Origin of the sequence: Rossellomorea vietnamensis (assembly GCF_008180415.1) — a bacterium.
In the GTDB taxonomy this organism is placed as follows: domain Bacteria; phylum Bacillota; class Bacilli; order Bacillales; family Bacillaceae_B; genus Rossellomorea; species Rossellomorea vietnamensis_C.
In genome coordinates, this window is the sequence record NZ_VTEI01000018.1 from 1 (window position 1) to 25,960 (window position 25,960).

Genomic DNA, 25,960 nt, shown 5'->3' on the forward strand with positions numbered 1-25,960 from the left:
CTGGTGTACCAGTTGTCTTGCCAAAGGCATCGCTGGGTAGCTATGTGCGGAAGGGATAAGTGCTGAAAGCATCTAAGCATGAAGCCCCCCTCGAGATGAGATTTCCCATCACTTTATGTGAGTAAGATCCCTGAAAGATGATCAGGTAGATAGGTCTGAGGTGGAAGCGTGGCGACACGTGCAGCTGACAGATACTAATCGATCGAGGACTTAACCACAGTAAAAAGCGCAGGCGGCTTGAACAGAGGCGACAGGCATATGACAGCAAGCAGATGAGGGTGGTATTTGCCCTCGGCTGATTGATGACATATGACCCCGAGCCTCTAGCCGCCGGAGCTGGATTGCAAAATGCAGCGAAACTCGGAATACTTTCTTCTTTCTTCTAATACTTTATCTAGTTTTGAAAGAACAATGTTCTTTCAACAAAATATGTCTGGTGATTAAGGCGAAGAGGTCACACCCGTTCCCATGCCGAACACGGAAGTTAAGCTCTTCAGCGCCGATGGTAGTTGGGGGATCTCCCCCTGTGAGAGTAGGACGTCGCCAGGCGAACCAAAGAGTACCCGAAGTGGTGCTCTTTTTTTGTATTTAAAAAGGGGGAGATCCCCAAAATAGATTCTCTTAAAACGCAGGAGCGAGGATGGGGAGGAGCAAGAAGGTCAAGGACGAGAGGGAGAGAACACCGCAGTGGGCAACCGCCCATGAGGATGTGAACGAGCGAAGCGGACGAAGAGATTCGCCGCTCATCGCCGTCCGAGCCTTCAGCGCTGATGGTAGTTGGGGACTCCCCCTGTGAGAGTAGGACGTCGCCAGGCGAACCAAAGAGTACCCGAAGTGGTGCTCTTTTTTTGTATTTAAAAAGGGGGAGATCCCCAAAATAGATTCTCTTAAAACGCAGGAGCGAGGATGGGGAGNGACGTCGCCAGGCGAACCAAAGAGTACCCGAAGTGGTGCTCTTTTTTTGTATTTAAAAAGGGGGAGATCCCCAAAATAGATTCTCTTAAAACGCAGGAGCGAGGATGGGGAGGAGCAAGAAGGTCAAGGACGAGAGGGAGAGAACACCGCAGTGGGCAACCGCCCATGAGGATGTGAACGAGCGAAGCGGACGAAGAGATTCGCCGCTCATCGCCGTCCGAGCCTTCAGCGCTGATGGTAGTTGGGGACTCCCCCTGTGAGAGTAGGACGTCGCCAGGCAGGACAAAGAGTACCCGATGTGGTGCTCTTTTTTATTCTAAAAATCTCCCTAGTAGATTCTCTCCGTTTACATGAGTAACTAGTTTTAGAAGTAGATAGGTCCTCGCGTGGGACCGCTGGGTACATGAGTGCCCCCTTTTCGTCATAGATATGTCCTCACGTAGCGTCTCTGGGTACATGAGTGACTAGTTTTCGTCATAGATATGTCTTCACGTTGAAGCTCTGGATACATGAGTGTCCCTTTTTCGTCACAGATATGTCCTCACGTTGCGTGTCCGAGTACATGAGTAACTAGTTTTCGTCATAGATATGTCCTCACGTAGCGTCTTTGGGTACATGAGTGACTAGTTTTCGTCATAGATATGTCTTCACGTTGAAGCTCTGGATACATGAGTGTCCCTGTTTCGTCATAGATATGTCCTCAAGTTGCAGCTCTGGGTACATGGATGACATGTTTTCGATGTAGATATGTCCTCAAGTTGAGGCTCTGGATACATGAGTGAGCCCTTTTTGTCATAGATATGTCCTCACGCTGCGACTCTGGGTACATGAGTGACATGTTTTGGCCTTAGATATGTCCTCACGTTGAAACGCTAGATACATGAGTAAGCCCGTTTCGTCATAGATATGTCCTCAAGTTGAGGCTCTGGATACATGAGTGAGCCCTTTTTGTCATAGATATGTCCTCACGCTGAGGCTCTGGATACATGAGTGACTAGTTTTCGTCTTAGATATGTCATCAAGTTGCAGCGCTGGATACATGAGTGTCCCTGTTTCAGTTTAGATATGTTCTCACATTGCGACTCTAGATACATGAGTAAGCCCGTTTCGTCTTAGATATGTGCTCACGCTGAGACTCTGGGTACATGAGTGACAAGTTTTGGCCTTAGATATGTCCTCACGCTGAGGCTCTGGATACATGAGTGAGCCCGTTTCGTCTTAGATATGTCCTCACATTGCGCGCGGACGGCGATGGACGGCGAACCTCCACCCTTAGCTCCTTCGTTAGCCTTAGCGAAGTTGGGAATATCCTAAAGTTTAAAACTAATACTTTACCCCGCATCGCCTGTTCCTTTTTTAACAATTTCCCATCAGACATACACAGACAGGAATTCCCTTACATAGTATAGCAACATGAGATAATTCAGTCTTTTTAAATTTTGTGAAAATGCGTATATTTGAACGGCTTCGGGGCAGAATAGGTGTATGGAGGTGGAGAGACTGGTGCTGAATACAGAGAAAAGAATTGGGGAAACGTGTATTGTCTGCAGTCAGGAAAAGAGAAAAGGGATACATCTGTACACATCTTTTATTTGCATAGAATGCGAGAAAGATATGATTGGAACAGAAACGAACCATCCTCAGTACAAGTATTTTGTAGAACAATTGAAGAAAGTTAATACACCGCAAATATATTCATAGACGAAGCCGGGAAAAAATACCCGGTTTTTATTATTGTTTAGATACAGCGCCTGAGGGTACCCACTGTAACGGACTTAGCCTCTCGGGCTGAAAAAGGCGCTTGCACGTTGTTCCTTAGTTCTTCGTATTTGTTTTAATGCAATGGTATTCTGCAATTCCCCAGAGGTTCGCTTGCCAATCAAATACTCAAGAATACAGGCAAAGAGCAGCTCTATGATAAAATATAGAGAATAATCGCAGGAAGGATTGCTTTTTATGAGAGATCAAAACAGGATGCCGTTGGTTGAGGCACTGCAAAGGCATATACAAAAGGGTTCGGTGTCTTTTCATGTACCAGGGCATAAAAATGGGTCATTGGTGGAAGGGCAGGTCAGTAAAGCGTGGGAGTATGATGTGACGGAGCTGGCTGGTCTGGATGATTTGCATGCTCCTGAGGACGCCATCAGGGAAGCGCAGGAGCTGCTGACGGAACATTATCAATCTGAGAAAAGTTATTTTCTTGTCAATGGAAGCACGGTCGGCAATTTAGCGATGATTCTGGGTGTATGTAATGAAGGTGATGTTGTATTTGTTCAAAGGAATTGCCATAAGTCTATCCTTAATGGACTTCAGCTTGCGAATGTGAAGCCGGTGTTCCTTCACCCAGAATTTGATGAGCAGACAGCTGTGTCGTCAGGTATTTCCCAGGCAACACTCATACAGGCCTTAAAGCTATACCCTAATGCGAAGGCTTTAATTTTAACATATCCTACCTATTATGGGACTGTGTACGATATAAAGAGTTTGATAGAACTTGCTCATGGACATGAAATTAACGTGCTGGTGGATGAGGCACATGGGGCCCATTTCTCTTGCGGTGCTCCATTTCCTTCGTCCTCATTGGGATGGGGAGCGGATGTGGTTGTTCAATCAGCTCATAAAACTCTGCCTGCCATGACAATGGGATCTTTTTTACATATAGGGACTGATGGGATAGAACACAAAAGGATCGAACACTACCTGGGAATGCTGCAGTCAAGCAGTCCGTCATACCCGATTATGGGTTCACTGGATTATGCACGCCAATATATTGCTTCGTATTCTGTAGAGGACATTGATTTTTTTAGGGATAAAAGAAACAATTTTATCAAAGGACTGCGCGGGGCAGGATATGAGATCATAGAAAGTGCAGACCCGTTAAAGCTGCTGGTAAGGCTTCAGGGATTTTCAGGTTATGAGCTTCAGGAGGAATTGGAGAATAGAAGTGTGTTTGCTGAGCTTGCCGATCCGTATCAAGTCCTTTTCATACTACCTTTGATTAAAAAGGGAATGACATTCCCATTTGAAAAGGCACTGCTGAGTATGAAAGCGATCGAACCTTCAGAGGGCATCCCGGAACTCATCCTTTTAGAGAAGCAGCAGAAAATCACAGCTCTCCGCCATTCATTTAAGGAAATGGAAAAGAAGGAAAAAGGGTGGGCCGCGGTTGATGAAGCAGTCGGAAAGACTGCAGCAGAAGTGCTGATTCCTTATCCGCCAGGTATACCGTTATTTTACCCTGGCGAGGAAATCTTGGAAGAAAGTATTTCAGAACTCAAGAGGCTTATGAAGCTCGGAGCAAAATTTCAAGGTGGACAAAAGCTGGATGAGGGGAAAATAAGCATTTTCTTCTAGATTGTTTTCGCTTATGTTAATGCTTTGTAAAATTCCAAGACTTTCTATTTAAACGGGGAGAACAGTGAATTCACTAATTGTACTTCTGATTTAAAAGTTTCCGAAAAGACCCTCGTATGAATCTGCAAATAGCTCTGATATGAGTTATAATGTAACAAGCAGCTTTTGGAGGTTAAATGATGAGACAGGGATTATTTATATCAGTTGAAGGCCCTGAGGGAGCCGGAAAATCAACGATCATTAAAAAGATGGCCGATGAGCTTGAAGGAAAGGGACTGAGTGTAGTCCTGACCAGAGAGCCAGGCGGGATTTCGATTGCGGAGGAGATTCGCCGGGTCATTCTCGATCCTGAGAATACAGCAATGGATGAAAGAACGGAAGCTTTGTTATATGCTGCAGCAAGAAGGCAGCATTTAGCGGAGAAAGTCATTCCCTCTCTAGAAAATGGCAGCATTGTTCTATGTGACCGTTTCCTGGATAGTTCTCTTGCTTATCAGGGCCATGCAAGAGGCATTGGAATGGATGAAGTTTACAGCATCAATAAGTTTGCGATAGGAGATACGATGCCTGATATTACTCTTTATTTCGATGTAGAACCTCAAATCGGTTTAGAGCGGATTGAGAAACATCAGGGAAGAGAAGTGAACCGCCTGGATATGGAAGCGATCGGCTTTCATGAAAGGGTAAGAGAAGGGTATCTGATGCTCCTCGAGAAGTTTCCAGAGCGAATCAAGAAAATTGATGCCGGTATGACTTTCGATGAGGTATATGATCATGCATTGGAAGTTGTTGAGCAATATATAAGCGAGCGAAGGCCAGTCAAATAGCAGACTGGTTTTCTTTTACCATATTTTCAAAACACGGTTTGCAGTAATTTCCAAAATTTATTTGGAAAGTTTGAACAGGAACAGTTATTATGAAGGGCATATTCTTGCTATAATAGTATATATACAGATTTGCGGAAGAGTTTTATGGGAGGAAGTGGAAGAGATGAAAATGATAATGGCGGTAGTACAGGACCAAGACAGTAACCGTCTTTCCAATGCACTGAGGGACCATAACTTCAGGTCGACCAAGCTTGCCAGTACAGGCGGTTTTCTTCGATCAGGCAATACCACTTTCTTAATCGGGGTGGACGACATCAGAGTTGAAAAGGCCCTGCAGGTAATCAGGGACAGCTGCAAGTCGAGAGATCAAATGGTTGCACCGGTTTCACCGATGGGCGGCAATGCTGATTCATATGTACCCTATCCGGTGGAAGTGGAAGTTGGCGGCGCAACTGTTTTTGTCTTGCCAGTTGAACAGTTTCACCATTTTTAGAAGCGAGGGAATAAGATGAAAATCAACCAAGACCTCCGTGTCGGTGTCGATAAGGTTCGTACCGATCAGAAGCCGAACAATGGAGGCTCTGTTAAGTTCGGAGCACTGGTCAGCAAGCAGGACCAGAAGCTGCAAATGGAACAGCTGGGGAAGCTGATGGGCGACATCTCCAGTGCAGGAGAGAGGCTGTCCCGTTCAAGGACCTTTAAAGATCTCGCGAAATACAAATCTCTGGTGAAAAAGTTTGTAAAAGAAGCTGTCGACTACGGCATGAATCTTAAACAGTCCCATACATGGAATCAGCATGGAGAAGGCAGAAAGCTGAACATCGTGGAGAATGTGGACCAGAGGCTGATGGAGCTGACAGAAGATATATTGGATGAAGAAAAACAGTCACTTGATATTTTAGGTAAAATCGGAGAAATTAGAGGCTTGTTAATTAATTTATATACGTAAGTGAGTGATCGTGTTGTCCATGAGCTGGGAAGAACTCAATGAAATACAGCCTGTTGTCCTGCAGATGCTGGCCAACAGCATCAAGAGAGAGAGAGTGGCGCATGCGTATCTCTTTGAGGGAGAAAGAGGAACAAGGAAGCAGGAATTAGCGGTCCTCTTTGCCAAATCGCTGTTATGCGAACGACCAGTGGATGGTATAGCGTGCGGCCAATGCAATAACTGTAAAAGAATCAACCATCATAACCATCCTGACGTCCATGCGATTGAACCGGATGGACTCTCTATAAAAAAAGAACAAATCAGAGCACTTCAGAGTGAGTTCAGTAAAACGGGAGTAGAGTCAAGCAAGAAAATTTACATTATCTCCCACGCTGATAAGATGACACCAAACGCCGCAAACAGCCTGCTGAAATTTCTTGAAGAACCTTCTTCAGAAACGACGGCTATTCTGATCACTGAGCAGGTGCATCGAATCCTCCCGACCATTATTTCGCGTTGCCAAGTGGTTTCATTTCAGCCGCTGCCAAAGGAAATGATAAAGAAACGGCTGATTTCTGAAGGTGTAAACCTCAATATGGCTGCACTGACTGCTGGTTTAACCAATAATTACCAAGAGGCTTTTGAATTAAGCAGCGAAGAGTGGTTTGCACAAGCGAGAATAATAGTGTTAAAATTGTATGAAGTCCTCCGCAAAAGTCCATTTCAGGCAATGATCAGTTTGCAGGAGGATTTTAACGAGCATTTCAAAGAGAAGCATCAACTAGATCGAGCTTTGGATCTTTTACTTCTTATATATAAAGATCTGCTGTATATACAGATAGATCAAGGAGATAAACTGGTGTACCCGGATAAGAAACAGGAATGGGAGTCAGATGCGCTTCAGGTTTCCACTAACAGTCTGTCTGAGAAGATGACGGCCGTGCTTGAAGCCAAACGAAAACTGAACGCAAATATGAATACTCAGCTGTTATTGGAGCAGCTTGTGCTAAAATTACAGGGGTGATTTCCTTTGTACGATGTTGTAGGAGTACGCTTTAAAAAAGCGGGAAAAATATATTATTTCGACCCGGCTGAACTGGGAATCGAGAAAAACGACTATGTAATCGTAGAAACAGTCAGAGGAGTGGAATACGGAAAAGTGGTTGTGGACCGAAAGCAGGTTGGCGAAAACGACGTGGTCCTTCCTTTGAAGAAAGTGATAAGATTGGCCGATCCCAAGGATCAAATGGCCGTGCAGGAAAATAAAGATGCCGCAGAAGAAGCATATAATGTCTGCTGCAGCAAAATTACAGAACATCAGCTGGATATGAAGCTGGTTGATGTCGAATATACATTTGATAGAAATAAAGTAATCTTTTATTTCACGGCTGACGGCAGAGTGGACTTCCGTGAATTAGTTAAGGACTTGGCATCCATCTTCCGGACGCGTATCGAGCTTCGCCAGATCGGTGTAAGGGACGAGGCGAAGATGCTCGGAGGGATCGGCCCTTGCGGCAGGATGCTGTGCTGTTCGACATATCTAGGAGATTTCGAACCAGTATCAATCAAAATGGCAAAAGATCAAAACCTTTCCCTTAATCCAACGAAGATTTCCGGATTGTGCGGCCGGCTCATGTGCTGCCTGAAATACGAAAATGATGAGTATGAAGCGGCCAAGGAAGAACTTCCGGATATAGGTGAAAGAATCAGTACGCCGCATGGTGAAGGTAAAGTGGTCGGTCTTAATATTTTGGAACGTGTCATCAAGGTGGATATTAAAGAAGTCGAACGTGTTCTTGAATTTACTTTAGATGAAATCTCAAACGAAAGTGCCGTCTCAATTCAAGCCACAGAGTAACGGGGTGGAGTTAGTGGATAAAAAGGAGTTCTTTGATTCAGTCAGTAATATGGAGCAACAAATAGGACAGCTTTACCAGCAGCTGGGTGAATTGAAACAGGTCTTAGCGGAAATTTTAGAAGAGAATAATTCCCTGCAGCTGGAAAATGAACATTTGCGCAGAAGACTGGAGCAAACAGGGAACTCATCAAAAGGCGCTGCACGTAAAGGGAAGAAAGGGTCCAGGCAGTCTCTTGCCGAAGATAAATCACTGGATGTTGGTGAAGGATATGATAACCTTGCCCGCCTGTATCAAGAAGGCTTTCATATCTGCAATATCCACTTTGGCAGTCCCCGTAAAGATGAAGACTGTTTGTTCTGCTTATCTTTCCTAAATAAAAAATAGCTTCAATATAAGCCTTCCTGACATCAGGAAGGCTTCGTTTTTACATAAGGCTGTTTTCGCATAAATTGTTGCTTTCGGAAAAATCCCAAGAACCCGATTTTCCCCCGGATAATGGACATTTTTTCAAATCAGGGAGAGCAGCTCTTTTCTTTTCACTATTAACAGATTTTCGGAGTGTTTTATGGTCATTTTTTTCGCAATTAATTTCTAATAGCAGTAAAGTTTACGAAAAGAGCCTTACATAAGAATGTGCTGTGTACGTCTACTAAGAGACTATAGGGGATGCTTTTAACGGTTGATTCTGAAGGCGATGTGCAGCGATGCTGAGAATCAATAAATGATTATAGTTAAGATCTAGAGTAAGAAAACAATAAACCCAACACTAGAACTACAGTAACAGAGAATCTGACGGAGGAGTAGAAATGGTTAAACTGAAAGAAGATGAAAGACTGGATTATTTACTGGCAGAAAATTTAAGGATCATTCAAAGTCCGTCGGTATTTTCTTTTTCGCTGGATGCGGTCCTGCTCGCCAATTTTGCTTATGTTCCCAAACGAAAAGGGAAAATCATCGACCTTTGCTCAGGGAATGGAGTGATTCCCCTGATGCTCAGCAACAGGACAAGTGTCCCGATCAGCGGGGTGGAAATCCAGGCAAGATTAGTTAATATGGCTGTCCGCAGCATAGAATATAACCAATTAGAAGATCAAATCACTATGATACATGGTGATATCAAGGAAATACCAGCCCATTTCGGGAACGATAAGTTTGATGCCGTGACTTGTAATCCTCCATATTTCTCTGAAGGTGAAAAAGTAAAAATCAACAGCAACGAACACTACGCGATTGCCCGGCATGAATTGCTCTGTACATTGGAGGATGTGGTGAAGTCAGTCAGCACGCTTCTCAAACAGGGAGGAAAGGCTGCTTTTGTACACCGCCCAGGCAGAGGGGTGGATCTTCTTACATTGATGAGAAAGTACCGTATTGAGCCAAAACGGATACGGTTTGTTTACCCTAATAAAGAGAAAGAAGCAAACACAATATTGGTTGAAGGAATTAAAGATGGCAGCCCTGATTTGCGGGTGCTGCAGCCGCTGGTGGTTTATAATGAAGACGGCAGTTATGGAAGTGAAGTCCATCGAATGCTGTATGGACAAGACAGTTAACCGGTTAGTTTCACTAACAGAAGAGCAGGTGAAGAGAATGAAGACACAGAAAAGCTTTCAGGAAACAGAGATAGGCAGCCTCTATCTGGTACCGACTCCGATTGGCAATCTTGAAGATATGTCTTTCAGAGCCGTCAGGATACTAAAGGAAAGTGATGTTATTGCTGCAGAGGATACCAGGAATACGAAGAAATTATGTAATTACTTTAAAATAGATACCTTTGTTGTCAGCTACCATGAGCATAATAAAGAGAGCAGCGGGGAAAAACTCCTCGAGAGAATTGAGAAAGGTGAAACGGTAGCTCTGGTCAGTGATGCGGGGATGCCCTGCATATCTGATCCGGGTTATGAAATTGTCAGAGAAGCGGTCGATAGAGGTATCGCTGTCATACCTCTGCCGGGAGCAAATGCAGCTTTAACCGCCTTAATCGCATCTGGAATTGACCCTCAGCCATTTTATTTTTATGGCTTCTTATCACGAAGCAAGAAAGAGAAGCGAAAGGAACTTGAAATCCTTTCAAGGCAGAACAGCACATTAATCTTTTATGAATCCCCCCATAGGTTGAAAGAGACCCTCAAGGAAATGAAAGAAATCCTGGGTAACCGTCAGATTGTTATATCAAGAGAGCTGACGAAGAAATTTGAAGAATTCATACGCGGTTCTCTTGAGGAAGTGCTGGAATGGAGCAGTGAAGGAGAGGTTCGGGGGGAATTTTGCCTTGTTGTTGAAGGCGGTACCGACACTCATGAACCTGTTGAGGAAGGACAGTGGTGGAGCAGTCTTACATTATCAGAGCATGTCCAGCATTATATAGAAGAAAAAGAAGTCTCCTCTAAAGAGGCAATTAAAATGGTTTCAAAAGACAGGGAGCTTCCTAAACGTGATGTCTACCAGGCATTTCATGTAGAGTGATTACTATTTATGCTATAAAATGATCTCTTGATAGGCGGCCTTCAGTGTTCAATTGTGGCCCAGTTTGTTAAACTTAATGGAATAGATTTTCCAAAAGGGAGTTACCGCATGACAAAACATATTACGGAAGAACTGTATAGAGCAATAATCGAAAACCAGAAGACCTTGGCTGATCAGTGGCTAAAAATGAGAACGAAGAAATCTGATTCCATCTATTCTGCCGATGCAGATGAAAAGTATGAAAAGCTTCTTAGAGAGCAGAATGCTATGACGACAAAAACAATTGCCAGTGCACTTTTGGATGATAAGGAAGAATACCGGCAGAATCTTGAACAGTGGGCGGCAATGGTGGCAAAAAGCCGGGCTGATCTGGGAACGCCGATTTATGAAGTCCTGGAGGCTGTCCATGGTTTCAGGAGTATCATAATGAATTTTTTGGATACCTATGTAATGGAACAAGAAGAGTTTATTACCAAGAAAGAGATATTAAATTGGAATCAATCCATCCACACAGCATTTGACCAGCTGATCCAGGAATTCTCAGAAATGTACTACAATATTACAAGAGAGAGAATGAAAGCTCAGCATGACTTAATTGCGGAACTCGGCGCCCCGATTATACCTGTTGGGGACACGGTAGCGGTCCTTCCTTTAATCGGTGATATTGATACCGAAAGAGCAAGACGGATCATGGAGATTGTTCCCATGAAATGTATGGAAAAGAGAGTGGATCAGCTATGCATCGACTTATCAGGAGTCCCTATTGTGGATACCATGGTGGCGCAGCAGATTTACTCCATCATCCAGGCTCTTTCCCTGCTGGGCATCAAGACATCTCTGTCGGGCATAAGGCCGGAAGTAGCCATGACTTCTGTTCAGCTTGGAATTGATTTTAAGGAAATCAATACCTTTAATACTTTAAAGCAGGCATTGCAAAAGACAGGGCTTAACTAGCCAATTGACATTTTCCCCACCAACATATTAGGTAAGCGGGCAGTGATCAAAGCGTTTAATGGGTGAATGGGCAAGTAGGCTTTCTATGAGGAATCTGTATGCCTTTGTAGTGCAAGTGGTTTAATCATTCTGTAATAAGACGAAAAAAACCCTGAGAAGGCCTCTCTGTTGGAAGCCGTTCTGCAGGGTGCTTTTTTTAGAAGATGATACAATCACCCTTTGTGGAAAATGTAAAGCTAAATTATCCACAAAGGGTGATTGCGCTTTTGTTCTTTATTTCTCTTCAAGCTGGAAAGAGCTTTGGATTTCTTTGATGATTTTCTCTGCACCTTCACGGCTCAGGATCAATTTTCCATCTGCCAGTTTGATGTTATCATCAGATACTTCACCTGTTACATGACAAGTCATGCTTGGCTTATATTTCTTTAAGATGATTCTCTCATCATCCACGTATATTTCTAAAGAGTCCTTTTCAGCAATACCCAATGTACGGCGTAATTCTATTGGAATTACCACACGTCCCAGTTCATCGACTTTACGTACTATACCAGTTGATTTCATAAATAATATCCCCTTTCGAAAATATGGTTCTATTTGAATTCGTCATTATTCGACATATTTTTGATTATGAATCTATAATAACAGCGATTCCAAAATCCGTCAATAATAAAAAATGTAAATTTTTATATTTCAATTTTCGAACTAATGTTGCTGTAATAAGGTTTAAAAAGCATTAGTGGCAGAAGATTTTCCAATTTATTATTATTATCAGAAAACTAACTTATGTAAACTTCTGTCGAATTATCAGATAACACATAGTCTGAAATCGACAACATTCGACAAAAAGCTAATTTCCTTGTCGAATTAGGTGCCATCTGTCTTCAGTTAGTTGCAGAATCGGGTTATTTTAGGTATATTTTGAGGATGCAAGAGGTTATGATGTAGTTATTACAGCCGTATTATTAACAGTTTTTTTATAATGCTTAGATAAGGATATAACCCAAATTAAACACACATGAAAATGATAGATATAAGGGAGGAATATAATATGAAGGAAAAGCTTAAAACCTTCTATCTGACGACGCCAATTTATTATCCCAGCGGGAACTTACATATCGGACATGCCTATACAACTGTAGCGGGGGATGCTATGGCGCGTTACAAAAGAATGCGGGGTTTTGATGTCATGTATCTGACGGGAACAGATGAACATGGCCAAAAGATACAAAGAAAAGCAGAAGAAAATGGCATCACACCTCAGCAATATGTGGATGGCATCGTTTCCGGAATCCAAGACCTATGGAGTAAGCTGGATATATCTTATGATGATTTTATCCGCACGACTGAAAAGCGCCATAAAGACATTGTCGAAAAGATTTTCAGCCGGCTGCTTGAACAGGGTGATATTTACCTTGATCAATATGAAGGATGGTATTGTACACCTTGCGAGTCATTCTTTACTGAACGCCAGCTGGAAAATGGAAATTGTCCTGACTGCGGCCGTCCTGTCGAAAAAGTAAAAGAAGAATCTTACTTCTTCAAAATGAGTAAATATGCTGACCGCCTTATCCAGTACTACAACGAAAATCCGGAGTTTATCCAGCCTGAATCCCGTAAAAATGAAATGATCAATAACTTCATTAAGCCAGGGTTAGAAGATCTGGCAGTTTCAAGAACCACTTTTGATTGGGGAGTCAAAGTCCCTGGAGATCCCAAACATGTTATATATGTATGGATTGATGCGCTTTCCAACTATATTACCGCTCTGGGATATGGAACGGAAGAAGATACAAAGTATCTTAAATACTGGCCGGCAGATGTGCATTTAGTCGGCAAGGAAATCGTTCGCTTTCATACTATTTACTGGCCGATCATGCTGATGGCTTTGGACCTTCCTCTTCCTAAAAAAGTCTTCGCTCACGGCTGGCTGTTAATGAAAGACGGCAAAATGTCGAAATCGAAGGGCAATGTCGTAGATCCCGTCACGCTGATAGATCGTTACGGACTGGATTCCCTGCGTTATTACCTGCTGCGCGAAGTTCCATTTGGTTCTGACGGTGTCTTTACACCTGAGGGATTTGTCGAAAGAATTAACTTCGACTTGGCTAATGATCTTGGAAACCTGTTGAATCGTACAGTAGCCATGATCAACAAGTATTTTGATGGAGAAATCCCGGAATACAAAGGATCTCAAGGACCATTCGATAAAGAGCTGCTGGAAGTGAATAACGAGACGGTGAGGCAGTACGAAGAAGCAATGGAAAATATGGAATTCTCAGTAGCCTTATCAAGCCTCTGGCAGCTGATCAGCCGTACGAATAAGTATATTGACGAAACTCAGCCTTGGGTGCTTGCAAAGGAAGAAGAGAAGAAAGAGGAACTAGGCAACGTAATGGTTCATCTGGCAGAAACTCTTCGCCGATCAGCAGTTATGCTGCAGCCGTTCCTGACAAGAACTCCTAAGAAAATCTTTGAACAATTGAACACAGTGCAAGAAGAGCTGACAACATGGGAAAGCCTTGAAGAGTTCGGTATGATTCCTGCCGGCACCAGCGTAGTGAAAAAGGGAGAGCCAATCTTCCCTCGTCTGGATATCGCTGAAGAGGTTGAATTTATTCAAGAAAAAATGAGAGGCACAGCTCCTCAGCCCCAAGAAGAAGAAAAAGCAAAAGAAGAAGAGGCTCCGGAATCAGAAGAAATCACAATTGATGATTTCTTGAAGGTTGACTTAAGGGTAGCAACCGTAACACATGCTGAGCCAGTGAAGAAGGCTGATAAACTCTTGAAAATCCAGCTTGATTTGGGATATGAAAAACGCCAGGTGGTTTCAGGAATTGCGAAGTTCTACTCTCCTGAAGATCTGGTCGGAAAGAAGGTCATTTGTGTGACGAACCTTAAGCCAGTCAAACTGCGTGGTGAATTATCACAAGGAATGATCCTTGCAGGAGAAAAAGACGGTGTGCTTGCTTTGGCGAGTGTTGACCAATCGTTGGCAAATGGAGCAAAAGTGAAGTAACCTATTAAGAGAGAGTGTTTCACGTGGAACACTCTCTTTATTATTCATAAGCAACAGAAAGATATTATAATTGCAGGTAACTAATCTCCTGTAAAAAGAAGGAAATCAGCGTTGTGAAACCACAGGAATGCAACCTTTCCAATTAATGTTTAATGTCGAGTGGAGAGGGTAACAATAAATTTATGTGAGTATTTACCTATTTTCAGCGAAAATATTGGAAGGTATTTCAATTGTTAAGAAAAAGTTACATAAGTGAGAAGCTTGTCATAGAAGAATATTATAAAATAATACTATTAAAAGGAGTCTTAATATGTTGTTTGATACTCATGTCCATTTGAATGCTGATCAATTCAGCGAAGATTTAGAGCAAGTCATTGAGAGGGCTCAAAATGAGGGAGTAGAAACTATGGTGGTTGTCGGTTTTGACAAGCCGACGATTAATAAAGCGATGGAGCTTGTTGAACACTATGACTTTCTTTACGCTGCCATAGGTTGGCACCCTGTTGATGCAATCGATATGACCGATGAAGATTTACAGTGGATTGAAGAATTGTCATCGCATCAGAAAGTGGTGGCAATTGGTGAAACAGGGCTGGATTATCATTGGGATAAATCGCCGAAAGAAATACAGCAGGAAGTATTCCGCAAACAGATCAGGCTTGCTAAGAAAGTAAGGCTGCCGATCATCATACATAATCGAGAAGCAACCCAGGATATTGTGGACATATTGAAGGAAGAAGATGCCAAAGAGGTCGGCGGCATCATGCATTGCTTCAGTGGAAGCCCTGAAACGGCTCATGAATGCCTCGAAATGAATTTTCTTATTTCCCTGGGCGGACCTGTAACATTTAAAAATGCAAAGAAGCCAAAGGAAGTAGCGGAAGAGGTTCCGCTTGAAAAGCTGTTGATTGAGACGGACTGTCCGTATCTTGCTCCCCATCCATACAGGGGCAAACGGAATGAACCCTCTTATGTCAAACTGGTTGCCGAGCAAATCGCCGAACTGAAAGGTGTCTCTTTTGAAGAGGTTGCCGAAACAACAACCCGAAATGCAAAAAAACTATTCGGCATAAATTGATAACTGATTTTGTCGAGGTTTAGGAAAGCTTGTCCTACTTACGATGAAAAAACTAAAGTTCTACATTTCTCATCTCTCTCATAGGATAACCGTGTCGAGAAGTTATCCTTCCTTTTTTCTATAAGTTTCAGCATAATGGCGATACGTTCCCAAAATTGCTAGACTCATAAACTAAGGGGGTTAGGCTTGACAAGGATGCTGCTAGTCTAATATAATCACTCCGAGAAAAGGAGGCGTTTTTCATGAGTGATGAAAACATGAAAAACCTGTTTTCCAAGTCAATGAAAAAAAGGAAATGGGCCATTCTGACCGTGAGTATAATAGCCTTTACGGCAGTTTTCGGTTATCTTCTATTCGAGGGGACAAAGAAGTCAGTCGCACTGACTTTGAATGGCAAAGAACAAGAAGTCAGGACACACGCAAATACCATACAAGATATTTTGCAAGATTTAAAGATTCCTTTGCAATCAGAAGACTATTTGTATCCAACGGGAGCAACCGAGGTTACAAATAACATGAAAGTGGTTTGGGAACCGGCAAAACAGGTAGAAATCAAGGTTGGAAGTGAAACCAAGAAGGTCTGGACGACAGCGGGAACGATCAAGGAACTGTTGTCTGATGAGAAGATCGAGATTGGCGAACATGATAAGATCAATGTCAGCCTTGATGAAGAGGTAACAGAAGAAACAAAAGTTGAGATTGCACCTGCATTCCCCGTAAAGCTTGTAGATGGGGGAAGTGAAAAGGCTGCATGGTCAACTTCGACTACGGTCGCTGACTTTTTAAAGCAACAAGGAATCACACTAACGGATGAAGACCGGGTGGAACCCAATTTAGACACCGCTGTTAAAGCAAATGATGTCATAAATGTCGTTCGAGTTGAAAAAGTCACCGATGTAGTGGAAGAACCAAAAGAGTTTGCTGTTGTTACCCGTCAGGATTCTGACCTTACAAAAGGCAAAGAAGAAGTTGTTCAAGCGGGACAGCAGGGTTTAATTGAAAAGAAGTATGAAGTTGTGAAAGAAAATGGAAAAGAGGTATCCCGTAAGCTTGTCAGTGAACAGACTGTCAAGGAAAGTCAGGATAAAATTGTCAGCGTCGGAACTAAGGTATTGGTTGCACAGGTATCCCGCGGCAGTTCTTCTTCCAGTGCTCAGACAACTTCAGCCTCAGCCCCAAGCAGCGGAGGCAAAGAGTTCTATGTGAGCTCTACGGCCTACACAGGCAGCTGTAATGGGTGTTCGGGTGTTACTGCGACGGGAATTAATCTTAGAGCAAATCCCGGAGTGAAAGTAATTGCAGTCGATCCTTCAATCATTCCATTGGGAACAAAAGTGTATGTTGACGGCTATGGATATGCAGTAGCTGCTGATACTGGCGGAGCGATCAAAGGAAACAAAATTGATGTGTTCTTTCCCTCCAAGTCCGAGGCTTACCGCTGGGGAAGAAAACAAGTGAAAATCAAGATCTTGAACTAATAATATTTTTTCTGGGCAGGGGATTTCTCCTGCTTTTTTTATTTTAAAAAAACCTATAACCTTAACCTTTGTGGAATACTTTTAATTAAGAGATCACCGTCATAAACGAAAACACCAACATTCTTTTCTCTTTCAGCCTGAAAACGATATAATAAACATTACATGAAAGATGTTGTTACTAATTAGACGAATAAGATTACAAAAATGTTTCAATTATTTTGGAGGAAATATGAAAATAAAAGAAATAATTGTGGTGGAAGGCAGGGACGATACAACTGCCATACGCCGTGCTGTCATTGCGGACACCATTGAGACGAATGGCTCTGCTGTTTCGGATGAAACCCTATTAAAGATCAAACATGCCCAGGAAAAGAGAGGAATCATTATTTTTACTGATCCTGATTATCCTGGTGAACGTATAAGGAAAATAGTGAATGACCATGTGCCCGGATGCAAGCATGCTTTCATAACCAAGAGTGATGCCCTGCCTAAAAGAGGCAGAGGCATAGGAGTGGAGCATGCCTCCCCTGAAGTTATCCAAGAGGCTCTCAAAGAAGCCCACTTAATGAATGAATCAATTGAAGAAGAGATCAGTGTAGATGATCTGATAGATGCCGGCCTAATAGGCGGAAACAGGTCCAAAGACAGAAGAGAGCGGCTTGGGGAATTGCTGCGGATTGGATACACGAATGGTAAACAGCTTCATAAAAGATTGAAAATGTTCCAGATAAAGCAAGAGGAATTTGCAGAAGCGATTCAAACCATATTACAGGAGGAAACACATGCATAAAGATATTGCTACCCCTATAAGGACGAAGGAGATCATGAAAAAGTACGGATTCTCTTTTAAAAAGAGCCTCGGTCAGAACTTTTTAATTGACCCCAATATATTAAGAAATATTACTGATTATGCAGGTCTGACGAAAAAAACGGCTGTGATTGAAATTGGACCTGGGATTGGGGCGCTGACGGAACACTTGGCCAGAACGTCCGGAAAAGTACTGGCGTTTGAAATTGATCAAAGGCTTCTGCCGATTCTGGCAGACACACTGTCTCCGTATAACAATGTGACCATCGTGAACGAAGATGTTTTAAAATCTGATGTACAGTCTATGATTGAGAAGGAATTGGGCGGCTATGAAGAGATCATGGTGGTTGCTAACCTGCCATATTATGTGACGACCCCGATCATTTTAAAGCTTCTGACAGAAGGTCTTCCAATCAAGGGAATTTGTGTCATGCTTCAGAAGGAAGTGGGAGACAGGATAGCGGCGAAACCAGGGACGAAGGAGTATGGCTCGCTGTCCATCGCGATACAGTACTATACGCAAGCAGAGACCGTCATGATTGTTCCTAAAACCGTCTTCATGCCGCAGCCTAATGTAGACTCTGCTGTGATCAGGCTGACCAAAAGGGCCGAGCCTGCCGCCCGAGTGGATGACGAGGAGTTTTTCTTCAAAGTGACGAGATCTTCTTTTGCTCAAAGGCGCAAGACGATTCTCAATAATCTTACCAGCCAGCTTCCGGATGGAAAACAGAAAAAGGATGAGATCACTGCAAGCCTGGAGAGAGCGGGAGTAGACCCGGGGAGAAGGGGAGAGACCCTCAGCATCCAAGAGTTTGCACATCTTAGTAATGAGCTTCTTCCTCATTTTCAATAAAAAAGCAAAGGACCGGTTATCTGCCGGTCCTTTGTTCTTTTATTACCAACTTATGAATACGTTGTGTAAGAGAGGGATTATTCTTTTATGCTGCTTAATCGTGATGGATTTCCACTCCAGCCGCAGACTCCGCCGGGACGAACAGGCCGCTTGCACTTTTTTACTGTCCCTTATGCAATACGTTGGTAGCACTCAAGTGATTTCCATCAGGATCTTTAAATCCAAACCCTCCATACCCGTGTTCTGGATTGATATTCAATGGACCTGTTTCAATGTCCTTACTCTTCAGCCAACTATGAAATCCTTTTAAGTCAGCAGTATAGAAATCAATGATACTGTGTTCTATCTCGTTATGAGAATTCCTGAAAAACAAGCGGTTCGTCTGCTCGGTTTCAACCAGAAATATGGTTGGCACCCCTTTTGTGCCGAACGTCAGCATCGCATTTCTTTCGCCTTTGAATTCAACTTCTGCCCCTGCAACCTCTACATAGAATGGAATGGCCGTTTCAAGGCTGCTCACAGGAATTTCGAGTGTGGCTATATGTGAAATAAATCCAGACATCCTAATGCCCCCTTATTAGTTAATATTTAAAAAATTCGATGAAGCATGCAAATTTCCTTCCGCTGTCTCAATGATTTTTTCAAAGACACCGATTTTCGGGCAGGTGCATAGGTTACTAAAGGAAGATTTATTTAAGGATGTACTATCCAATGGAGTTGACGCCAGTGAAATTAGAGGTCAATGCCATCGTCGGCCGGAAGTCTCATCAATGCGATATACTATTTCGCATCATTGACATCATGGATTCAGGCGGCCGTAAAACGGCGATATTATATGGGGAAGATTATAGACTCGTTGCAGATGCGCCGCTTGAAGACCTGGAACTTATTGATCCCCGCGAATATAAGCGGAGGACCATGGAGTTCCGATCTATGGAAGAACAATCGCTGGAGTTGTTCCAGCAGGATATCGACCTGCAGCAACAGAAGCAGGAGTACTATTCGACGAATGCTTACCGAGAAGAGTACAATTATTTTCAGATTCCCGGAAGAGTGCTGCACCTTGATGGAGATCAATCTTATCTCCAAAAGTGCCTGGATCTTTATGAAAAAATAGGGGTTCCCGTCACAGGCGTACATTGTAATGAAAAAGAAATGCCTGAAAGAATCGGGACTCTTATTGATCGATACCGGCCGGATATCCTAGTAATCACCGGTCATGACGCCTATACGAAAGCCAAGGGGAAAAAATCGGATATAAACGCTTACCGCCACTCCCGTTACTTCGTTGATACAGTGAAGGAAGCAAGGAGACGGGTACCGCATCTTGATCAGCTGGTCATCTTCGCAGGTGCCTGCCAGTCACATTTTGAGTCTTTGATCCATGCGGGAGCAAACTTTGCGAGCTCTCCGCTGCGAGTCAATATACATGCCTTAGATCCGGTGTATATAGTGGCCAAAATCAGTTTTACTGCTTTTACAGAACCCGTCAATGTGTGGGACATTTTAAGAAACACCCTTACAGGTGATAAGGGGCTTGGCGGAATAGAAACAAGGGGCGTGCTGAGAACAGGAATGCCCTATAAGCCAGTGGATGATGAGTAAAGAGACAGCCGTATGAAGAATATTCTTTTACGGCTTCTTCTTATTCAAAAGTGGAAGCGCCTTGGTCAGCCCCGACAGGCAAATGTTCACAAGAGAAAAAAAGGCGGTTTTCCTTTTATTCTCTTGGGGTTATGTGACCCCGAGGGGCTAGGCGCTGGAACTAGACGCATCAAAAGTGGAAGCGCCTTGGTCAGCCCTGACAGGCAAAAGTTCACAAGAGAAAAAAAGGCGGTTTTCCTTTTATTCTCTTGGGGTTATGTGACCCCGAGGGGCTAGGCGCTGGAATTAGACGCATCAAAAGTGGAAGCGCCTTGGTCAGCCCCGACAGGCAAATGTTCACAAGAGAAAAAAAGGCGGTTTTCCTTTTATTCTCTTGGGGTTATGTGACCCCGAGGGGCTAGGCGCAGGAACTAGACGCATCAAAAGTGGAAGCGCCTTGGTCAGCCTCGACAGGCAAATGTTCTCAAGAGAAAAAAGTTTTGAAAAATCCCCAATACACGGGATTACCGGGATACTAAGGTTTTTCTCTTTAACACGGAGGGAGTAGTTCTTTTCTTTCTTGCTTAACAGGATAGTTCCAATGTATGGTGGCGTCACCTTACGAAATTCATATTAAATAGCAACAAAGTTTACGAAAAGTGCCTAGAAATACAGCCATCATTCCTGCCCTCCTTGTAAGCAAGGTGCTGGAAGGGAAAACCCGATCGCGAGGAACTTACTATGCGGGCAGGTCTTCATGTGTTGGATTATTGGAAATAGGGTAAACAGCCATGTGAATTGCAAAAGGTTTAAGGGTGCTGCAAAAAAAACCTTTAAAAAATTTTCGACAAGATCTTTGCGTATCCTGGAGAAAAGGGAGCTGGAAAATCCCTTACATATTATGAAATATTCCAGGGAATGCTAAACTTGTTGAAAAAAAATGCATTTTGTTGATTGAAAAGCATTGACAGGGATTAAAAGTTATTGATAAAATTATAAATTTATTTGACTTTCGCTACATAAAGTGTTATACTAATTATAGTGAGGTGGAAGCGTAATGCCAAAAACATTAGCCGACATAAAAAAATCCCTTGATTCTAATTTAGGAAAACGCTTGATGCTTAAAGCCAATGGCGGACGTCGTAAAACAATCGAACGGTCAGGAGTCCTAGCGGAAACTTACCCTTCAGTCTTCGTCGTTCAATTAGATCAAGATGAAAATGCGTTTGAAAGAGTTTCTTACAGCTATGCAGATGTACTCACAGATACAGTTGAGTTAACTTTCTATGATGAAGCAGCAGGAGCAATGATCCTCGAGCAGTAAACACTTTGTTTGCTGCTTTTTTATTTGTGTTGAAAACAAAAAGGAAAAGTATCCTGGCTCTTTCCGCTGCTACAAAGCAATATTTGAAGAGGTGGAATAATTCCCCGAAAAACTCACCTTCAAAGAATGTTTTCACAAAGTATCCAAATCGGCCAGACCTAATAAATAGTGGATGCTTGATTCTTGGTGTCCTCATTCTGCTTTAATTGGAATAACAGGATTCAATCTCCTCGTAACAATTCAAAGGTTTCTGTTCATGCTAAAGATACAGCCCTTAAATAAGGAGGAATCATAAATGAGCAGAAGACGAGGCATGATGTCCGAACAGTTGAAGGAAGAGATTGCAAAGGAACTGGGCTTTTATGATACCGTCCAGCAGGAAGGCTGGGGAGGCATTAAATCGAAAGATGCCGGCAATATGGTGAAAAGAGCAGTTGAAATTGCCCAAAGAGGGATGATGAATAAGAATTCCTGATTCCTCAGAGACTTACTGCTGACTTGCTGCCTTGAGAAGGATCGGTTCTAACAGAAGGAGAGTCTTCTGGCCGGTCCTTTTTTCGCGTGAAATCCTTACATAATCGCTGGTTTTTCCTAAAAAATAATCCATCTAATTGAATTTTCTTTCCTATAAAAGGCTAGCATGAAAGTAACTATACAAAAAAGTAGGGGTTTTGCAGCATGCCAAAGAAGGAATATGCTAAAATAGTTTCCATAGATATTTCCATAGAAAGCATAAAATGAACGAACGAATCGGACATTCGGTCATTAATCATTGAATTTAACAATGAAAGTGAATGTTCATTGAATTGGTTTGTATAAAAGTAGGTGAATTTTTTGAGAACGTTAGTAAAGGCCCCGGCCAAAATCAATCTGACTCTGGATGTCCTGCATAAACGTCCGGATGGCTTCCATGAGGTTGAGATGGTGATGACCACGATTGATTTGGCTGACCGAATTGAATTGAATGAGTTAATGGATGATAGAATCAGTATTTTGTCCCATAACCGGTTTGTACCCGATGACCAGCGAAACCTGGCTTATCAAGCTGCTCATTTATTAAAGAAAAGATTGGGAATTAAAAAAGGGGTTTCTATCTCCATTGATAAGGTGATTCCTGTAGCAGCGGGACTTGCAGGCGGGAGCAGTGATGCAGCGGCTACCCTGAGGGGACTGAATGAACTGTGGAAGCTTGGACTGACATTGGATGAGCTTGCTGAGCTTGGCTCGGAAATCGGTTCAGATGTTTCTTTCTGCGTATATGGCGGAACAGCGCTGGCAAAAGGAAGAGGAGAACAGATCGAGCATATAAAAGCACCGCCAAACTGCTGGGTGATTTTAGCGAAGCCTTCAATAGGTGTCTCCACAGGTGATGTGTATAAGAATCTTAACCTGGGAGGAGTCCGTCACCCTGATACTAAGGCCATGTTATCGGCCCTTGAGGGTGGAGACTATGGTTCCATGTGTAAAAACTTAGGAAATGTACTGGAATCAGTAACTTTGAAAATGCACCCTGAAGTCCAGCAGATCAAAGAACAAATGGAAAGGTTCGGAGCGGATGCAGTCTTGATGAGCGGAAGCGGACCGACCGTATTCGGACTTGTTCAATACGAATCAAAGCTTCCTAGAATATATAACGGGCTTCGCGGCTTCTGTGACCAGGTATTTGCCATCAGAATGCAAGGTGACCGAAACCCTCTTGCTTAAATCCGTATATTAATGATATATTTAGTCTATAATATTCGGATTTAAAGGAGGTTGATGTTGCGTTGAAATTTAAAAGAAGTGAACGTTTAATTGACATGACGCACTATATGCTTGAACGCCCGCATCAATTAGTGCCGCTCACGTTTTTTTCTGAGCGTTACAGTTCTGCCAAATCATCCATCAGTGAAGATCTCGGAATCATCAAGGAAACATTCGAGACACGCGGGATCGGTAAGGTCCAGACTGTTCCCGGTGCTGCAGGCGGCGTAAAGTATATACCAAAAGTAAGTTCGCCTGATGCTAAACAAGTAATCGGTGAATTGTGTGAACACTTAGCTAATCCCGAGCGGCTTCTGCCGGGCGGTTATTTATATATGACTGACCTGCTGGGAAACCCCAGGGCGATGGACAAAGTCGGAAAACTCTTTGCTTCTGCATTTAGCGGCAGCGATATTGATGTCATTATGACCGTAGCTACAAAAGGCATACCGATTGCCAATGCGATAGCCAGCCATATGAATGTCCCTGTCGTGATTGTAAGAAGAGACAGCAAAGTGACGGAAGGCTCGACAGTAAGCATTAACTATGTCTCAGGGTCCAATAAGAGAATCCAGACAATGGTCCTTTCCAAAAGAAGTTTAAAGGAAGGCTCGAAAGTCCTGATTGTGGATGACTTTATGAAGGCTGGAGGCACAGTGAACGGCATGAAAAATCTCCTCGAAGAATTCTCAGCTGAATTATCCGGCATCGCTGTTTTGGTAGAAGCGGAAAATGCGGACGAGCGTCTAGTAGATGAGTATATTTCACTGGTGAAATTGTCTGACGTAGATGTTAAAGAAAAGCAGATCAATGTTTTTGAAGGAAATTACTTTAACTCAAATATTTCATTTCTTGAAATGGGAGGAAACTAATATGAGAAGCATCTCTACTTCAAAGGCCCCTGCTGCTATAGGACCTTATTCTCAAGGAATCATTGTCAATAACTTGTTCTACAGTTCAGGGCAGATCCCTTTGTCAGCGGAGGGTTCAATGGTTGAAGGTTCTGTAGAGGACCAGACTCATCAAGTGTTTAAGAACCTGACAGCTGTACTGGAAGAGGCAGGAGCCTCTTTGGATACTGTAGTGAAGGCGACAGTATTTATAAAAGACATGAACGACTTCGGAGCGATCAATGAAGTATACGGACAGTACTTCGATACCCATAAACCGGCAAGGTCTTGTGTGGAAGTAGCACGCCTTCCGAAGGATGCTCTGGTTGAAATTGAAGTAATTGCTCTTGTTAAATAAATCAATTCTTCCTAAAAAACAGGTGGTGCGTAATGGCATCGCCTGTTTTTTTGTTTTCGCAAAGATTGTGGCTGTTATAAAAGAATTGGATTTCCACTCCAGTCGTACGACTCCGCGGGGCGGGCGGTGAGCCTCCTCGGCTGCGCCTGCGGGGTCTCACCTGTCCCGCTAGTCCCGCAGGAGGTCGTACGTCTTCCGCTCCAATCCTCCTAAGTAAATGGGAGGAAGGTACAGTAAATGGAAAATAGCTCTTTGCTTCTTGCCTACCAGAATATTCACTGTGAATATTGGCGTTATCTTTCATTGAAAAAAGCAACAAGGTTTACGAAGAGGCAACTGAAAAAGTCCAACAATTAGTTTAAAGGCAGAATCGCTCACTTCCAAGAGCGATTCTGCCTTTTTCATAAAAGCTTTATGAAAGAGTGCTGGTTTTTTGTAGAGGAGGCCCGATCCGCTTGGTTGGATGATTAATGTAATGGGCTATAGAGAGAAATTGTCCAGTCATTTCCTTAATTGGGTACTCAGTCGTAAATAAGGGAACTTTTTTCCCTTATCTGCAATTTCAAGCTTATTATAGAGAAAATAGAGGAATTTTTTTCCCTTATATGATAAAAAGCACAATTTTTCTAGCGTATTAAGCTAATTAAGGGAAATTTATTCCGCTATTTTAGCTATTCTTAGAGTTTTGTAAGAAATAAGGGAATCTCTTTCCTCTATTTACTATCCAAAACACTGAACTACATAGTTAAGGACCACTGGTCACTGTCTTTAGTTAACACCCTTCTTTCTTTTCAGCGGTGGCAGGCAAATAAAGAATACCAAAGGATTCTAACGCTGATACAGGATAGAGAGCAAGAAAAAAGTCAACCTTTCTTCCTCTTTAAGGAGGGATAGTTGACTTTATCTTAGGTTAAAGCAAGCAGACTATAAAATTCGGTAGATTTTCAGTGCCCTCGTTTACGAAAAGAGCTTTTTTTTATTTTAAAAGTCAAATTTTTTATTTAGGTAATATTCCCTGTATATCAAGGGTTGAAACAACTTTTTAATGAAAAATTCTAAAAAAACGGAAATTTTTCAAAAAATTTTACAAATTAAGAAGGAATTGAGAAAATTTCGTTGAATATTTTAAGTAGATTTCATCTAGGGAAAAAGGTGGTGAACACAGTGGAAGTAACAGATGTGAGATTGCGCCGTGTGAATACCGATGGTCGAATGAGAGCCATTGCTTCCATAACACTGGACAATGAGTTTGTCGTACACGATATTCGTGTGATCGACGGTAATAATGGATTGTTTGTTGCAATGCCGAGCAAAAGGACTCCGGATGGAGAATTCCGTGATATCGCTCATCCTATCAATTCAGGTACCCGCGGAAAGATACAGGAAGCCGTTCTTACCGAATATCATCGTTTAGGTGAATTGGAAGAAGTGGAACTGGAAGAAGCAGGAAGTGCTTCTTAATAGAATATTACAGCAGGAGCCTACTTCTATAGTTGGCTCTTTTTTTTTTCTCTCTTTAAAGTCC

At 42.7% G+C, this 25,960-nt stretch carries 26 protein-coding genes and 2 rRNA genes; 26 read left to right on the forward strand and 2 right to left on the reverse strand.

Annotated features, from left to right (window positions below; translation table 11 throughout):
• The 13 genes from FZC78_RS20930 to FZC78_RS20990 form a co-directional block, all read left to right on the forward strand.
• Nucleotides 1-218, forward strand: a 23S ribosomal RNA gene (locus tag FZC78_RS20930); the annotation flags it as partial.
• A gap of 214 nt (nucleotides 219-432) precedes the next feature.
• Nucleotides 433-549: ribosomal RNA gene (rrf, locus tag FZC78_RS20935) — 5S ribosomal RNA — on the forward strand.
• A gap of 1,851 nt (nucleotides 550-2,400) precedes the next feature.
• Complete coding sequence (locus FZC78_RS20940) at nucleotides 2,401-2,616, forward strand: sigma factor G inhibitor Gin (protein WP_148942032.1); 216 nt, start codon at nucleotides 2,401-2,403, stop codon at nucleotides 2,614-2,616.
• 255 nt (nucleotides 2,617-2,871) lie between these two features.
• Entirely contained in the window at nucleotides 2,872-4,269 is a 1,398-nt protein-coding gene (locus tag FZC78_RS20945) for an aminotransferase class I/II-fold pyridoxal phosphate-dependent enzyme (RefSeq protein WP_148942033.1), read from the forward strand.
• 179 nt (nucleotides 4,270-4,448) lie between these two features.
• Entirely contained in the window at nucleotides 4,449-5,096 is a 648-nt protein-coding gene (gene tmk, locus FZC78_RS20950) for a dTMP kinase (RefSeq protein ID WP_148942082.1), read from the forward strand.
• A gap of 163 nt (nucleotides 5,097-5,259) precedes the next feature.
• Nucleotides 5,260-5,589, forward strand: a complete 330-nt coding sequence (locus tag FZC78_RS20955; protein ID WP_148942034.1) for a cyclic-di-AMP receptor — start codon at nucleotides 5,260-5,262, stop codon at nucleotides 5,587-5,589.
• 15 nt (nucleotides 5,590-5,604) lie between these two features.
• A complete protein-coding gene (locus tag FZC78_RS20960; protein ID WP_148942035.1) occupies nucleotides 5,605-6,045 on the forward strand; it encodes a YaaR family protein in 441 nt (146 codons plus the stop codon).
• A 19-nt stretch (nucleotides 6,046-6,064) separates the two neighbouring features.
• The gene (gene holB / locus FZC78_RS20965) at nucleotides 6,065-7,048 is read left to right on the forward strand and encodes a DNA polymerase III subunit delta' (RefSeq protein ID WP_148942083.1); all 984 of its coding nucleotides are present in this window, start codon (nucleotides 6,065-6,067) and stop codon (nucleotides 7,046-7,048) included.
• Between the two features lie 6 nt (nucleotides 7,049-7,054).
• Nucleotides 7,055-7,882: a PSP1 domain-containing protein gene (locus FZC78_RS20970; RefSeq protein ID WP_148942036.1), complete on the forward strand. Its 828-nt coding sequence runs from the start codon at nucleotides 7,055-7,057 to the stop codon at nucleotides 7,880-7,882.
• Between the two features lie 13 nt (nucleotides 7,883-7,895).
• Nucleotides 7,896-8,267, forward strand: coding sequence for a DNA replication initiation control protein YabA (yabA, locus tag FZC78_RS20975; protein WP_148942037.1), 372 nt, complete (start codon nucleotides 7,896-7,898; stop codon nucleotides 8,265-8,267).
• Nucleotides 8,268-8,689: 422 nt separating this feature from the next.
• The gene (locus tag FZC78_RS20980) at nucleotides 8,690-9,436 is read left to right on the forward strand and encodes a tRNA1(Val) (adenine(37)-N6)-methyltransferase (protein WP_148942038.1); all 747 of its coding nucleotides are present in this window, start codon (nucleotides 8,690-8,692) and stop codon (nucleotides 9,434-9,436) included.
• Between the two features lie 37 nt (nucleotides 9,437-9,473).
• A complete protein-coding gene (gene rsmI / locus FZC78_RS20985) occupies nucleotides 9,474-10,349 on the forward strand; it encodes a 16S rRNA (cytidine(1402)-2'-O)-methyltransferase (RefSeq protein ID WP_148942084.1) in 876 nt (291 codons plus the stop codon).
• 108 nt (nucleotides 10,350-10,457) lie between these two features.
• Complete coding sequence (locus FZC78_RS20990) at nucleotides 10,458-11,303, forward strand: STAS domain-containing protein (protein WP_148942039.1); 846 nt, start codon at nucleotides 10,458-10,460, stop codon at nucleotides 11,301-11,303.
• 273 nt (nucleotides 11,304-11,576) lie between these two features.
• Here the strand turns inward: FZC78_RS20990 and FZC78_RS20995 are convergent, their stop codons facing one another.
• Complete coding sequence (locus tag FZC78_RS20995) at nucleotides 11,577-11,864, reverse strand: AbrB/MazE/SpoVT family DNA-binding domain-containing protein (RefSeq protein WP_148942040.1); 288 nt, start codon at nucleotides 11,862-11,864, stop codon at nucleotides 11,577-11,579.
• A 487-nt stretch (nucleotides 11,865-12,351) separates the two neighbouring features.
• Between FZC78_RS20995 and metG the strand changes: the two genes are divergently transcribed.
• The 5 genes from metG to rsmA all read left to right on the forward strand — a co-directional run bounded on the left by metG (nucleotide 12,352) and on the right by rsmA (nucleotide 18,536).
• Nucleotides 12,352-14,319 (forward strand): methionine--tRNA ligase, encoded by a 1,968-nt coding sequence (gene metG / locus FZC78_RS21000; RefSeq protein ID WP_148942041.1) that lies wholly within the window; start codon nucleotides 12,352-12,354, stop codon nucleotides 14,317-14,319.
• A 310-nt stretch (nucleotides 14,320-14,629) separates the two neighbouring features.
• On the forward strand, nucleotides 14,630-15,397 hold the full coding sequence (locus FZC78_RS21005; RefSeq protein ID WP_148942042.1) for a TatD family hydrolase: 768 nt from the start codon (nucleotides 14,630-14,632) through the stop codon (nucleotides 15,395-15,397).
• 242 nt (nucleotides 15,398-15,639) lie between these two features.
• Nucleotides 15,640-16,875, forward strand: coding sequence for a G5 and 3D domain-containing protein (locus FZC78_RS21010; protein ID WP_148942043.1), 1,236 nt, complete (start codon nucleotides 15,640-15,642; stop codon nucleotides 16,873-16,875).
• A gap of 229 nt (nucleotides 16,876-17,104) precedes the next feature.
• Nucleotides 17,105-17,665 (forward strand): ribonuclease M5, encoded by a 561-nt coding sequence (gene rnmV / locus FZC78_RS21015; protein ID WP_148942044.1) that lies wholly within the window; start codon nucleotides 17,105-17,107, stop codon nucleotides 17,663-17,665.
• Entirely contained in the window at nucleotides 17,658-18,536 is an 879-nt protein-coding gene (rsmA, locus tag FZC78_RS21020; protein WP_148942045.1) for a 16S rRNA (adenine(1518)-N(6)/adenine(1519)-N(6))-dimethyltransferase RsmA, read from the forward strand. Before rnmV ends, rsmA begins: the two co-directional genes overlap by 8 nt.
• A gap of 160 nt (nucleotides 18,537-18,696) precedes the next feature.
• Here rsmA and FZC78_RS21025 read toward each other — a convergent pair whose 3' ends face one another.
• Entirely contained in the window at nucleotides 18,697-19,098 is a 402-nt protein-coding gene (locus tag FZC78_RS21025; protein WP_148942046.1) for a VOC family protein, read from the reverse strand.
• Nucleotides 19,099-19,247: 149 nt separating this feature from the next.
• Between FZC78_RS21025 and yabG the strand changes: the two genes are divergently transcribed.
• From yabG to spoVG, 8 genes are all read left to right on the forward strand, one after another.
• Nucleotides 19,248-20,141: a sporulation peptidase YabG gene (gene yabG / locus FZC78_RS21030; protein ID WP_148942047.1), complete on the forward strand. Its 894-nt coding sequence runs from the start codon at nucleotides 19,248-19,250 to the stop codon at nucleotides 20,139-20,141.
• 12 nt (nucleotides 20,142-20,153) lie between these two features.
• Nucleotides 20,154-20,417: a hypothetical protein gene (locus FZC78_RS21035; protein ID WP_148942048.1), complete on the forward strand. Its 264-nt coding sequence runs from the start codon at nucleotides 20,154-20,156 to the stop codon at nucleotides 20,415-20,417.
• Between the two features lie 760 nt (nucleotides 20,418-21,177).
• Nucleotides 21,178-21,444 (forward strand): biofilm formation stimulator Veg, encoded by a 267-nt coding sequence (gene veg, locus FZC78_RS21040; RefSeq protein WP_006837798.1) that lies wholly within the window; start codon nucleotides 21,178-21,180, stop codon nucleotides 21,442-21,444.
• Nucleotides 21,445-21,739: 295 nt separating this feature from the next.
• On the forward strand, nucleotides 21,740-21,919 hold the full coding sequence (locus FZC78_RS21045) for a small, acid-soluble spore protein, alpha/beta type (protein ID WP_148942049.1): 180 nt from the start codon (nucleotides 21,740-21,742) through the stop codon (nucleotides 21,917-21,919).
• A gap of 359 nt (nucleotides 21,920-22,278) precedes the next feature.
• Nucleotides 22,279-23,148: a 4-(cytidine 5'-diphospho)-2-C-methyl-D-erythritol kinase gene (ispE, locus tag FZC78_RS21050; protein ID WP_148942050.1), complete on the forward strand. Its 870-nt coding sequence runs from the start codon at nucleotides 22,279-22,281 to the stop codon at nucleotides 23,146-23,148.
• A gap of 62 nt (nucleotides 23,149-23,210) precedes the next feature.
• Complete coding sequence (gene purR, locus FZC78_RS21055; protein WP_148942051.1) at nucleotides 23,211-24,059, forward strand: pur operon repressor; 849 nt, start codon at nucleotides 23,211-23,213, stop codon at nucleotides 24,057-24,059.
• A gap of 1 nt (nucleotide 24,060) precedes the next feature.
• Nucleotides 24,061-24,435: a RidA family protein gene (locus FZC78_RS21060; protein ID WP_148942052.1), complete on the forward strand. Its 375-nt coding sequence runs from the start codon at nucleotides 24,061-24,063 to the stop codon at nucleotides 24,433-24,435.
• Nucleotides 24,436-25,599: 1,164 nt separating this feature from the next.
• Nucleotides 25,600-25,896 (forward strand): septation regulator SpoVG, encoded by a 297-nt coding sequence (gene spoVG / locus FZC78_RS21065; RefSeq protein WP_113928178.1) that lies wholly within the window; start codon nucleotides 25,600-25,602, stop codon nucleotides 25,894-25,896.
• The last annotated feature ends 64 nt before the right edge of the window (nucleotides 25,897-25,960 follow it).